The following is a 13,270-nucleotide window of genomic DNA, read 5'->3' as shown; positions in this document are numbered from 1 at the left end:
GCTTTTAAACAAAACAATATAGGCGATATAAATTGATTTATACCGCCTATACCTCTACTTTATCTGTTAAAAATTTTATCTTCCGGCACGTTTGCGTTCTATTTCATCCAAAATAATTTTACGCATACGCATACTATTAGGCGTAATTTCAACATACTCATCTCCTTTGATATATTCCAAAGCATCTTCCAAACTAAATACTGTAGGAGGAGCCAAAGAGACTTTGTCGTCGGAACCGGATGCACGCATATTTGTAAGTTTCTTTGATTTCGTAACATTTACTACCAAATCATTTTCCTTAGTATGCTCTCCAACAACCTGTCCTGCATATACCTCTTCCTGAGGTTCAATAAAGAAACGTCCGCGTGACTGCAAGTTATTCAAAGCGTAAGCATAAGCCGTACCAGTTTCCATTGCTATGATAGAACCATTCATACGGCGTTCTATATCACCTTTCCAAGGTTGATATTCCAAGAAACGGTGTGCCATAATAGCTTCTCCGGCCGATGCGGTAAGGACAGCATTATTCAAACCGATAATACCACGGGAGGGAATTACAAATTCCAAATGCATACGTTCATTCTTACTTTCCATCATAGTCATTTCACCCTTACGCTTGGTTACCATATCAATAATACGGCTCGAGCAGTCTTCCGGTAAATTAACTGTAAGCTGTTCTACCGGTTCACATTTAACGCCATCAATCTCTTTAATGATAACCTGCGGTTGTCCGACTTGTAATTCATACCCTTCACGGCGCATGGTTTCTATCAAGACAGACAAATGCAATACGCCACGGCCATATACTAGCCATGAATCTGCCGAGTCTGTAGGAACAACACGCAAAGCCAGATTTTTATCCAATTCTTTCTGCAAACGTTCGAAAATATGACGGGAAGTAACGAACTTTCCTTCTTTTCCGAAGAATGGAGAATTATTGATTGTAAAAAGCATAGACATCGTTGGTTCGTCAATAGCAATTGTTGGCAAAGCCTCCGGCTCATTCGCGTCTGCAATTGTTTCACCAATTTCAAAACCTTCGATACCGATAATAGCACATATATCGCCAGACTGAACAGCATTTACCTTGGTACGTCCTAATCCTTCAAAAACGTCAATTTCCTTGATTCTTGATTTTACCATCGAACCATCACGCTTACACAACATAATGTCCTGACCTTCTCTTAATTCGCCACGATGTACGCGACCTACCGCAATACGGCCTACATATTTGGAATAGTCAAGCGAAGTGATCAACATCTGTGAAGAACCTTCCAATACCTGAGGCTCTGGTATATGTTCAACAATTGCGTCCAGCAAAGCGGTAATATCTTCTGTCGGATGATTCCAATCTGTAGACATCCACCCTTGTTTTGCAGATCCGTATATAGTAGGGAAATCCAATTGTTCTTCTGTCGCATCCAAACTAAACATCAGGTCGAACACCATTTCCTGTACCTCAGACGGACGGCAATTCGGTTTATCTACCTTATTAATTACAACAATTGGTTTTAATCCGAGTTGGATCGCTTTCTGTAATACAAAACGGGTCTGAGGCATCGGACCTTCGAATGCATCAACTAATAACAAGCATCCGTCTGCCATATTCAATACACGTTCAACTTCTCCTCCGAAGTCTGCGTGCCCCGGAGTATCAATGATATTGATCTTACAATCTTTATAGTTAATTGATACGTTTTTGGCAAGGATAGTAATACCTCTTTCGCGTTCCAGGTCGTTATTATCCAGGAACTGATCCGGCTCAGCCTGTCCTTCACGGAAGAGCTTGCCGGCTAATAACATCTTATCCACGAGTGTTGTTTTACCGTGGTCTACGTGCGCGATAATCGCGATGTTTCTGATCTTTTGCATTGAAGACTAATTTATTGGGCACAAAAATACAATATTTTTATGACATCTCAGTGACATTCAATGCCCAAAATATAAAAAAGAAAGACAAAAGTCTTGCAAATCAAAAAGTAATCCATATCTTTGCATCCGCTTAGATAACATAGTATTAATTTATTAAAGTAACAAGAATCATGTTTTTAGATTCAGAAAAGAAAAAAGAACTTTTTGAGAAGTACGGAAAGTCAGCTACTGACACCGGTTCTGCAGAAAGCCAAATTGCTTTATTCACAGTTCGTATTGCTCACTTAACAGGACACTTGAAGGTTAATCACAAAGACCATAGTTCTGAAAGAGCACTAAAGATGTTGGTAGGTAAGCGTCGTCGTTTATTGGATTACCTGATAAAAGTTGATATCGAAAGATATCGTTCTATCATCAAAGAACTTGGTATAAGAAAGTAAAAAATTCACTTCATACGAAGTTTATAAAGGGGTAGCTTGATCATAAAGCTACCCCTTTTTCTTTTACTTATTGAGTGTATAATAAAATATTAATGTAAATTTGCGGCGTTTGGTTACAAAATATCAAACTTAATACGGATTCTAATATAAAATCATACTTATGGGAAATAACAAAATAATCGGTGCCAAAATACAAAGCATCCGAGAATCAAAGCAATTGTCGATCGAAGAAGTTGCAGAACGCTCAGGTTTGAAAGTGGAACAGATTGAACGTATTGAGTCAAATATAGACTTTCCGTCTTTGGCTCCTCTAATAAAAATAGCCCGGGTATTCGGTGTAAGATTAGGAACGTTCCTCGACGACCAATCCGAATTAGGACCTGTCATCTGCCGCAAAAAAGACAGCAATGAAACAAACAGCATAGGCTTCACCAACAACGCATCTATGGAACGAAAGCACATGGAATACCATTCGCTTTCACAAGATAAATCCGGACGCCACATGGAACCGTTCCTGATTGATATAGCTCCATCGGAAGAAGGTGTAGACTTCGTTCTTTCTACACATGAAGGTGAAGAATTTATCTATGTATTAGATGGTATAGTGGAAATAAACTATGGAAAAAACACGTTCGTCTTGGAAGAAGGAGATAGTATTTATTATGATTCAATTGTAGCCCATCATGTACATGCCGGAACAGACAGTACGGCCAGAATCTTAGGTGTTGTTTATACTCCTTATTAATCTTTACAGATATGGAATTACAAAACAGAACACTCGGCCAATGGCTTGAGCATTGGGCGGAAACCACACCAGACAAAGAATATATTGTATATTCCGATCGTGATTTGCGCTTTACATGGAGTGAGTTTAATAAACGTGTCGACAACATGGCGAAAGGATTACTTTCCATTGGAGTAAAACACGGAACACATGTCGGAATCTGGGCAACAAACGTTCCGGATTGGTTAACATTCCTTTTTGCAGGTGCTAAAATCGGGGCTGTATTGGTAACAGTCAACACCAATTACAAACAGAGTGAATTAGAGTTTCTGGTTGAAAATGCAGACATCCATACTCTATGTATTACAGACGGTGTATTCGACGGAAGTTATGTTGACATGGTTTATACTATGCTTCCCGAATTAAGAGAATCGCAACGAGGCTATCTGAAAAGTAAAAAATTTCCTGTATTAAAAAACGTAGTTTATATCGGTCAGGAAAAATATCGTGGTATGTACAATACCCCGGAATTATTGCTATTAGGCGATAATGTAAGTAATGAAACATTAGCTGAAGCAAAAGCAAAAGTAAACTGCCACGACGTTGTGAATATGCAATACACGTCCGGAACAACCGGATTTCCCAAAGGAGTCATGCTGACACACCATAATATAACCAACAATGGTTTTTTAACGGGTGAACACATGAAGTTCACAGCAGATGATAAGCTTTGTTGCTGTGTGCCTCTGTTTCATTGTTTTGGTGTAGTATTAGCTTCTATGAACGTATTGACACATGGTTGTACGCAGGTTATGGTTGAGAAGTTTGACCCGCTAGTTGTACTTGCCTCTATTCACAAAGAACGGTGTACTGCTCTTTATGGAGTACCTACTATGTTTATAGCAGAGCTGAATCATCCAATGTTTAAGATGTTTGATCTTACCTCTCTCCGTACCGGTATTATGGCAGGTTCCCTTTGTCCCGTTGAACTAATGAAACAGGTAGATGAGAAAATGTTCATGCGCGTAACCAGTGTGTATGGCTTAACAGAAACATCACCGGGCATGACTCATTCACGAATTGACGATCCGGCTGAAATACGATATAATACAGTAGGACGTGACTTCGAGTTTACCGAAGTACGCGTGATTGATCCTGAAACCGGAGAAGAATGCCCTGTTGGCGTACAGGGAGAAATGTGTAACCGCGGTTATAATAATATGAAAGGTTACTATAATAACCCGGCTGCTACTGCTGAAATAATTGATAAAGACGGTTTCTTACATAGTGGTGATCTCGGAGTAAAAGATGAAAACGGAAATTACCGTATTACCGGACGTATCAAAGATATGATAATCCGTGGTGGTGAGAATATTTATCCTCGTGAAATAGAAGAATTTTTATATCATTTAGAAGGTGTAAAAGACGTGCAGGTGGCAGCTGTTCCATCAAAAAAATATGGAGAAGAAGCCGGAGCTTTCATTATTCTACATGAAGGAGTGAGCATGACAGAAGATGTAGTAAAAGATTTTTGCCGTGGTAAAATTGCCCGTCACAAAATACCCAAATATGTGTTTTTTATCGACACATTCCCTATGACCGGAAGTGGCAAGATACAAAAGTTTAAATTAAAAGATCTAAGCCTGCAGCTACTAAAAGAACAAGGAATAGAACCAATATAAGTATTATAATAAGTACATAAGTAAAGGGGCTATCTACACTCGTTAGATAGCCCCTTTCTTTATAATAATAATGAATGATTATTCTTGACGGTCACGGTATGGTGTACGATTTTCACGATCCTGACGAGGACCACGATCGCCACGTTCCGGTCTTGGTCCGCGCTCTTGTCTTGGCGGACGTTCTTCATAACCTTCCGGTTTAGGAAGAAGGACTTTGTGAGAAAGTTTGAACTTACCTGTTTTTGCGTCAATATCGACTAACTTAACAGAGATGGTATCACCTTCTTTCAAACCTGCTTGTTCCACTGTTTCCAAACGTTTCCAGTCAATTTCAGAAATGTGAAGCAAACCATCTTTTCCCGGCATAAACTCTACAAATGCGCCGTAAGGCATGATAGAAGATATTTTACCTTCGTAAACTTCACCTACTTCTGGAACAGCAACGATACCTTTGACAGCTCTGATTGCTGCATCAATAGTTTCTTTATTGTTGCCTGCAATTTCAATTCTTCCAGCACCATCTACTTCTTCAATAGTGATTGTTGCTCCGGTTTTTTCTTGGATTCCCTGGATAATCTTCCCGCCCGGGCCGATTACTGCACCGATGAATTCTTTACCGATAATCATTGTTTCGATGCGTGGAGTATGCGGTTTCAAATCTGAACGGGTTTCCGGTTGTGCTTCCATTATCTTGCCTAGGATGTGCATACGGCCGGCTTTTGCCTGGGCTAGCGCATTCTCAAGAATTTCGTAAGACAATCCGTCTACTTTGATATCCATTTGAGTTGCAGTAATGCCATCTTCTGTGCCGGTAACCTTGAAGTCCATGTCCCCTAAGTGGTCTTCGTCCCCTAAGATGTCCGAAAGGATAGCGTAATTCGTACCTTTGTTTTCGGAAATAAGTCCCATAGCGATACCTGATACTGGTTTTTTCATCGCTACACCTGCATCTCTCAGGGCTAATGTTCCTGCACAAACAGTTGCCATAGAAGAAGAACCATTTGATTCCAAAATGTCGGAAATGACGCGTACAACATAAGGATAGTTTTCCGGAATCATACGTTTCAGGGCACGCCATGCTAAATGGCCGTGTCCAATTTCACGACGTCCGACACCGCGGGATGCTTTAGCTTCACCAGTGGAGAACGGAGGGAAATTATAATGTAAAAGGAAACGTTCTTTGCTTTGGTTCAATACGTCGTCTATCATCTTTTCATCAGATTTAGTACCTAATGTGACGGTAGATAATGATTGTGTTTCACCACGTGTAAAAATAGCGGATCCGTGAGGGCCTGGCAAACAGTCGGTTTCGATCCAAATCGGACGGATTTCAGTTGTTTTACGGCCATCCAAGCGCTTTCCTTCATCAAGGATAGCTCGACGCATTGCTTCTTTTTCTACATCATGATAGTAACGGCCGATCATTTCAACTTTTTCGTCGGTCAGTTCTTCTTCGGAGAATTGAGCCTTATAATCTTCGATAATTTTCTCGAAAGCTTCGGCACGCTCGTGCTTGCCTATGCCTGACGTTGCAACTGCATAAGCGCTTGCATAGCATTTGTCGTGTACATCTTTGCGAAGTTCTTCATCGTTTACTTCATGGCAGTATTCGCGTTTGTTTAATTTGCCACAAGCTTCAGATAATTCAATCTGTGCCTGGCACTGTTTCTTGATTGCTTCGTGAGCAACTTTGATGGCTTCAAGCATTTCGGATTCCTGAACTTCGTTCATTTCTCCTTCTACCATCATGATGTTGTCTAAAGTGGCACCAACCATGATGTCGATATCCGCTTTTTCTAATTGTGAGAAAGTCGGGTTTACGATAAACTGACCATCAACACGGGCAACACGTACTTCAGAGATAGGACCATTAAAAGGAATATCGGAAACAGCTAATGCTGCAGAAGCTGCTAAACCAGCTAATGCGTCCGGCATATCTTCGCCATCAGCAGAAAACAATATGATGTTTACGTATACTTCAGCATGGTAGTTGTCTGGAAAAAGCGGACGGAGGGCACGGTCTACCAGACGTGATGTAAGGATTTCATAGTCGGAAGCTTTACCTTCTCTTTTTGTAAAACCTCCAGGAAAACGGCCAAATGCAGAATATTTTTCTTTGTATTCAACCTGTAACGGCATAAAGTCAACACCGGGATTTGCATCTTTTGCGGCACATACGGTAGCTAGAAGTACAGTGTTGTTCATACGAACAGTAACTGAACCATCTGCCTGTTTTGCCAATTTCCCGGTTTCGATTGTGATGGTTCTTCCATCACTTAATTCGATCGTCTTGTTAATTGGATTAAGCATAATCTTCTTTTCTTATTTTTCTATCTATAAAAATTGCTGCAAATGTAATGAAAGTTTGAGTGTAAATACATGAAAATGAAAATAAATAACGAGTTAAAAGTAGTTTTTTGTAAAAAACCTCGGAAGAATTATAGAATAATAGTGTCACAATTGCAAATTAATGTATATTTGCAGCACAAAATATATAGATATAAAAAGCAATGAAACAAATATCTACTAAATTGCTGGTTGTGCTCTGTGTGATGTCATTTTTATTTACGTCTTGTAATAAATCTGAATTTACGGTGAAAGGTGTGGTAGCGGGTGCTGATGGCCAGATAATGTATTTGGAGAATGTAGGCATATCAAATGTTACTTTACTGGATTCGGTAAAATTGACTGCTTCCGGTAAATTCAAGTTTTCGAAACCCCGTCCTGCTTTTCCTGATTTTTATCAACTGAGATTAAATAATCAATTGATTAACTTTTCTGTAGATTCAACGGAAACTATTACAATTGCTGCTGATGCAGGTACATTTGCGACCTCTTATACTGTCGATGGTTCTGAAAATTGTAAAGCGATGAAAGCTATTACTCTGGCTCAATTGGATGCAAATCAGATAATAGGTCGTTTACGTAAAGAGTATGAAGCGAAACAATTAGCAGATACTACATACAGGGACAAGGTTCTGGCTGCGGCAAATGCATATAAAGATGTGGCATTTAAGTATATTTATTCCGCCCCGATGTCGGCTGCGGCTTATTTTGCTTTATTTCAGCAGGTAGATGGCTTATTATTTTTCGATTTATATGACAAGAAGGATTCTAAAGCTTATGGCGCGGTTGCTACTAGCTTTGATCATTATTATCCGGAAAGTCCCCGCTCGAAACATCTCCATAATTTAGCATTGCAATCTATAAAAGTAATTCGTGCCCAACGTCCTGTGACATTGAATAATGTAGATGCAAATGAAATAAGTTTCGTGGATATAGCATTGCCCAACGTTCGTGGTAATGTTGTTAAGCTTTCAGAGATTGCTAAAGACAGGCCGGTGTTGATTAATTTTACGGCTTTTCAGACTGAATGGTCTCCTGCGTTAAATATGGAGTTGGGAGATTTGTACACTAAGTACCATGATAAGGGATTGGAAATATATCAGATTTCTCTGGATAGCGATTCTCATTTCTGGAAAAACGGTGCTTCAAATCTTCCATGGATATGTGTGCGTGATCCGCAATCGGTTTATTCTCAAATTGCCGGTTTATATAATGTGAAACAACTACCTGCAATATTTATTTTAGACCGGAAAGGTAATTTGGTAAAACGTGTTGATGATGTGAAAAAATTAGAATCTGATGTGAAGTCGGTTCTGTGAAATTCTTAGTAAACAATCAAGTAGATATGTTGTAAAGCACTTTTAGAAAGTTGTATGTCTTGAAAAAAAAGCATACTTTTGTAAAGTGTTAATGAAATAGAAGAGGAGTTCCGGCCAGGTACTGGTCGGGATTCTTTTTTTATTATGTCGTAAATAAATTTGTTAAAATAAAAATTTAAGGAGGATTTAATATGGCTGTTAGTTATATGACAGAGGAAGGTTATAACAAGATTTTGGCAGAGATCAACTATCTTGAAACCGTGAAACGTCCTGAAATCTCTGCACAAATAGCTGAAGCGAGAGACAAAGGCGATTTGTCTGAAAATGCAGAATATGATGCAGCTAAAGAGGCACAGGGAATAATGGAGGCAAAGTTGGCTCAATTAAAATCATTGATTTCTAATGCCCGTTTGATTGATGAGTCTCGTGTGCAGACAGAAGAAATTCAGATTTTGAATAAAGTAAAGATAAAAAATACGAAGAATAATGCGGTAATGACATATATGCTGGTGTCAGATTCGGAGGCTAATCTGAAAGAAGGTAAGATTGCTGTAAGTACTCCTATCGCTCAGGGTTTAATGGGCAAGAGAGTGGGTGATATTGTTGAAATAAAAGTACCGTCTGGTATAATGAGTTTCGAAATTATGGATATATCTATTTAATCATAAAAGGCAATGGCAACGATATTCAGCAGAATAGTAGCAGGAGAGATTCCGTGCCATAAAGTGGCAGAGAATGACGAATTTTTTGCTTTTCTGGATATAAATCCGGTAGCTTTAGGGCATACGTTAGTAATTCCGAAAAAAGAAGTTGATTATATTTTTGATATTGACGATCCCATGCTCGGCCGAATGATGGCATTTGCTAAACGGGTTGCTCATGCGCAAGAATCTGCTATAGCCTGTAAACGAGTAGGGCTGGCTGTTATGGGGTTGGAAGTTCCCCATGCCCATATTCATTTGATTCCTATTACAAAAGAATCGGATATGTATTTTGGTGGAAAGAAGCTGGAAATATCCCAGGAAAAGTTAGCAGAAATTGCGGCTAAAATTCAGAAAGAATATAAATAAGAAATATTTATTTTAATTTCTAAATAAGATTATTATATTTGTAATCTCTATTATGTAAGCTATGTTTATTAGGACTTGCAAATAGGCTAAATTAGATTCATTAGTGGTTTTTACTCATAAATTTGTTAACCTTGGAAGAAGGCCCCTCTGAGACAGAGCGGCCTTCCTTTTTTTAACGCACAATTATAACTATGGAAATTATTTATTTTAACGAAGCTGTATTATATATGAATGGAAAGATTGTCCCAAAGTAACGTGTTCCATCCATTAATATTGGTGTAATATAGATAGATACCGCAAATTAACATTGAAATGATCCATAATACTAATAAAGTCCATTTGGCTTGTGTTGGTAATGGTTTTGCTTTAAATAACTGTCCGCATATAGTGTATACCAAAGAAAATACCGGAATACCAATCAATAAAATCGTTCCCAGGCATCCTAAAATAACTAATGGGATAGGAGCTCCATTGTATAAATCCATTCCGAATGGTGATAAATGATAGATAAAGCCGGCTCCTCCGGCTGCGAGTGCAATTGTTACTATAACCAGAATAAATATAACTAATAAAAGTACCGGTAATAAGATAATACCTATTAGTATAGTGAAAAATTTGAGTATAAAACCGATAATCATAACAAATGCATCAGCTAATTTCTGGAAGAAATTTCTGGGTTGTTCGGAGCTGATGTAGTCATTTACATTATTACTTACTTTTTCAAAACCATCGGTAACAGTTTTTCCTATATTTTCCAATGTAACACTTTCTCCACGCATAATTAATTTATCAGCAGCAGTATGTGCAACAGGCATGACAATCCAAAGAATGATATAAATAATTACTATTGGCGCATAAGGTATGAGAAGAAGAATAATCATAGCTAAACGGACAGCTGTTACGTCCCAACCCATATAAGCAGCAATACCGCCAGCTACTCCTCCTAATACGCGATTGTCCGGATCACGCATGAGTCTTTTCTTTTCAGAGTAAGCCTGATGTTCTTGCATAGGACGGGCTTTGGGCTCTTCTTTGCTTTTTTCTTCCTCTTCTTCAAAGATTTCTTCGGGTTTACCCATGCGCTTTATCACTTCTTCTACATTCTCTATTGTGATAACATTATAGCCCAGCCGGACACGCTCGCTCAGTAACTCTGAAATACGCATTTCAAAGTCTCCCATAATTTCATCGGTTCCTTCTTCTTTATTGAAGTGGACCCGGAGATTAGATAAATATTTGTCTAATAACTGATATGCATCTTCGTCAATGTGGAAAACCGTTCCTCCCAGATTAACAGTAAGTGTCTTCTTCATTGTCTTTATTTTTAATTGTTTCTAATGTGGTTTATTGTATCATTTAATTCCTGCCAGGAAGTTTCCAGTTCTCCAAGGAAGACAATGCCTTTTTCTGTTAACTGGTAATACTTGCGAGGAGGCCCCTGAGTTGATTCTATCCATTGATAACTTAAAAGTTCGCTGTTTTTTAAGCGAGTTAAAAGAGGATATAATGTACCTTCTACAACAATCAGTTTTGCTTCTTGTAACTTCTGAATTATGTCAGAGGTGTAAGCCGGCTCTTTTTTGAGGAGTAGTAGAATGCAATATTCCAATGTTCCCTTCCTCATTTGTGATTTTACGTTCTCTGCATTCATTGTTTATTGTTTTATGTTACAAAAATATGTAATGCCTGTGTACTATGCAATACATACTACTATGGTTTATGTTCTTTTAACAATATGAGAAGTGTTATTGTTTATTATCTACTATTATTAGGTGGTGCTGTCGGTGTTTATTTCTCTAGCATAAAGCATTTGTTTTATCTGCATAAAACTTTTGTTTCATTAGGATGAAACTTTTGTTTTTCCGGTATAAAACAATTTGGAACCGGTTATCATTATAGACTCTAATTATTGCACAAAATAGATTGATCTGTGTAAAAATAGAAGTAAACCTATGTCTTTTAGAATATAAAAGCTTATTTTTGCGTCAACAATACAAAATAAAGGGTTATGATTTATTATCATTATGCCGAGTTGATACAGCGGCAAGCTGAAAAATATGGTTCGCGTACAGCTCTTAAATACAGAGATAATGTAAGCGGGAAATGGTTGAAAATCTCATGGAGAGAATTTGCCGATAAAGTTATGCTGACTGCTGAAGCTATGGCTGAGTTTGGAATAGAAGTACAGGAAAATATTGGTGTCTATTCCCAGAATATGCCTCAATGTTTATATACTGATTTTGGAGCTTATACAAATCGGATTGTATCTGTGCCGATGTATGCAACCAATTCTCCTGCACAGATTGAATATATTATTAATGATGCTAATATCCGTACTCTTTTTGTCGGTGAGCAATTACAATACAATAATGCATTTAAAGTTCAAAAAGAATCTGCCATATTAAAGCGTATAATTATTTTTGATTCTTCCGTAAAGTTGAACCCGGAGGATAAAACATCTGTTTATTTTGATGACTTTTTGCGTTTTGGGGATAATACTCATGCTGCATCTGCTGTGAAAATCCGTATGAACGGAGCTACTCCGGAAGATTTGGCTACGATAATATATACGTCAGGTACAACAGGGGAATCCAAGGGAGTGATGCTTCATCATTCTAATTATTTGGAAGCAATGCGTATCCATGATATCCGTTTGCCAATGGTTACAGATAAAGATACTTCAATGTGCTTTCTCCCATTGACCCATATTTTTGAAAAAGCGTGGGTATATTATTGTTTGCATAAAGGTGTGAAAGTTGCAATTAATTTGGATCCAAAAATGATTCAAAAGACTTTGGTGGAGGTACGTCCTACTTTAATGTGCAATGTTCCTCGTTTTTGGGAAAAAGTTTATGTAGGAGTTCATGAGAAAATTAATTCGTCATCTCCGTTCATGAAAAAAATCTTTTTGGATGCGATAGAAACCGGACGTTTGTATAATTTGGAATATAAAAATAAAGGATTGAAAGCACCATGCGGACTTAGTACGAAGTTTGCTTTTTATGATAAAACTGTTTTCACGCTCTTAAAAAAGGTTTTAGGTATAGATCGCGGGCGCTTTTTCCCTGTCGCTGGAGCTCCTTTATCCGATGAGGTTAATGAATTTTTGCAATCTGTTAATATTCCGATCCGTTATGGATACGGGCTAAGTGAAACGACTGCAACCGTTTGTTTTTATCCCGAAGAAGGATTCATATTTGGTTCTATAGGAACTATTATGCCGGATATACAGGTTAAAATAGACGAAGCTAATAATGAGATACTGGTAAAAGGAAAAACAGTAACTTCCGGTTATTATAATAAACCTGAAGAGAATGCGAAATCTTTTACTGAAGATGGTTTTTTCCGGACAGGAGATGCTGGCCGGTTGGAAGGCAATGTGCTGTTCTTTACAGAACGAATTAAAGATTTATATAAAACTTCCAATGGTAAATATGTCGCCCCGCAGGCTATTGAAATGTTGATGAGCAGCGATAAATATATAGAACAGATTGCTGTTATAGGCGACCAGAGAAAGTTTGTTAGTGCTTTGATTGTACCGGTTTACTCTTTATTGGAGCAGTATGCAGAACAAAAAGGTATTCGATATGAAAACCGTGAAGATTTGATGAGCAATAAAGATATAATTCGATTAATAGAGTCTCGGATTGAAGAACACCAGAAGAATCTGGCTTCTTATGAACGAATTAAACGTTTTACTTTATTATCACAACCGTTTACAATGGAAGGCCGTGAGCTTACCGATACTCTTAAATTACGTCGTCCGGTCGTAGCAAAGAAATATGCGGAACAGATTGAGGCCATGTATCAGGAATAA

General features: G+C 38.1%; 11 protein-coding genes. 7 read left to right on the top strand and 4 right to left on the bottom strand.

Annotated features, from left to right (window positions below; translation table 11 throughout):
• Positions 1-75 precede the first annotated feature (75 nt).
• Entirely contained in the window at positions 76-1,872 is a 1,797-nt protein-coding gene (typA, locus tag ACYIB7_RS14615; RefSeq protein ID WP_103983610.1) for a translational GTPase TypA, read from the bottom strand.
• Positions 1,873-2,042: 170 nt separating this feature from the next.
• Between typA and rpsO the strand changes: the two genes are divergently transcribed.
• From rpsO to ACYIB7_RS14600, 3 genes are all read left to right on the top strand, one after another.
• Positions 2,043-2,312, top strand: a complete 270-nt coding sequence (gene rpsO, locus ACYIB7_RS14610; RefSeq protein ID WP_099464629.1) for a 30S ribosomal protein S15 — start codon at positions 2,043-2,045, stop codon at positions 2,310-2,312.
• 160 nt (positions 2,313-2,472) lie between these two features.
• Positions 2,473-3,057: a helix-turn-helix domain-containing protein gene (locus ACYIB7_RS14605; RefSeq protein ID WP_099464628.1), complete on the top strand. Its 585-nt coding sequence runs from the start codon at positions 2,473-2,475 to the stop codon at positions 3,055-3,057.
• 11 nt (positions 3,058-3,068) lie between these two features.
• A complete protein-coding gene (locus ACYIB7_RS14600) occupies positions 3,069-4,718 on the top strand; it encodes an AMP-binding protein (protein WP_099464627.1) in 1,650 nt (549 codons plus the stop codon).
• Positions 4,719-4,796: 78 nt separating this feature from the next.
• Here the strand turns inward: ACYIB7_RS14600 and ACYIB7_RS14595 are convergent, their stop codons facing one another.
• A complete protein-coding gene (locus ACYIB7_RS14595) occupies positions 4,797-7,028 on the bottom strand; it encodes a polyribonucleotide nucleotidyltransferase (RefSeq protein ID WP_103983608.1) in 2,232 nt (743 codons plus the stop codon).
• A 200-nt stretch (positions 7,029-7,228) separates the two neighbouring features.
• Here ACYIB7_RS14595 and ACYIB7_RS14590 point away from each other — a divergent pair, with 200 nt between their 5' ends.
• From ACYIB7_RS14590 to ACYIB7_RS14580, 3 genes are all read left to right on the top strand, one after another.
• Positions 7,229-8,383 carry a TlpA disulfide reductase family protein gene (locus ACYIB7_RS14590; RefSeq protein WP_103983607.1) on the top strand — a complete coding sequence of 385 codons (1,155 nt, stop codon included), beginning with the start codon at positions 7,229-7,231 and terminating at the stop codon, positions 8,381-8,383.
• A 191-nt stretch (positions 8,384-8,574) separates the two neighbouring features.
• Positions 8,575-9,045, top strand: coding sequence for a transcription elongation factor GreA (greA, locus tag ACYIB7_RS14585; protein ID WP_099464624.1), 471 nt, complete (start codon positions 8,575-8,577; stop codon positions 9,043-9,045).
• Between the two features lie 12 nt (positions 9,046-9,057).
• Positions 9,058-9,453, top strand: a complete 396-nt coding sequence (locus ACYIB7_RS14580; RefSeq protein ID WP_099464623.1) for an HIT family protein — start codon at positions 9,058-9,060, stop codon at positions 9,451-9,453.
• Between the two features lie 221 nt (positions 9,454-9,674).
• Here the strand turns inward: ACYIB7_RS14580 and ACYIB7_RS14575 are convergent, their stop codons facing one another.
• Together ACYIB7_RS14575 and ACYIB7_RS14570 are read right to left on the bottom strand one after the other, a co-directional pair.
• Entirely contained in the window at positions 9,675-10,766 is a 1,092-nt protein-coding gene (locus ACYIB7_RS14575; protein WP_103983606.1) for a PspC domain-containing protein, read from the bottom strand.
• Between the two features lie 11 nt (positions 10,767-10,777).
• Positions 10,778-11,104: a PadR family transcriptional regulator gene (locus ACYIB7_RS14570; RefSeq protein WP_099464621.1), complete on the bottom strand. Its 327-nt coding sequence runs from the start codon at positions 11,102-11,104 to the stop codon at positions 10,778-10,780.
• A gap of 357 nt (positions 11,105-11,461) precedes the next feature.
• On the opposite strand from ACYIB7_RS14570, the gene ACYIB7_RS14565 reads away from it, so the two are divergent.
• Positions 11,462-13,270 (top strand): AMP-dependent synthetase/ligase, encoded by a 1,809-nt coding sequence (locus tag ACYIB7_RS14565; protein ID WP_103983605.1) that lies wholly within the window; start codon positions 11,462-11,464, stop codon positions 13,268-13,270.

The organism is Parabacteroides sp. KHUB-03, assembly GCF_056640975.1.
This window is presented reverse-complemented; position numbering and strand designations above follow the sequence as displayed.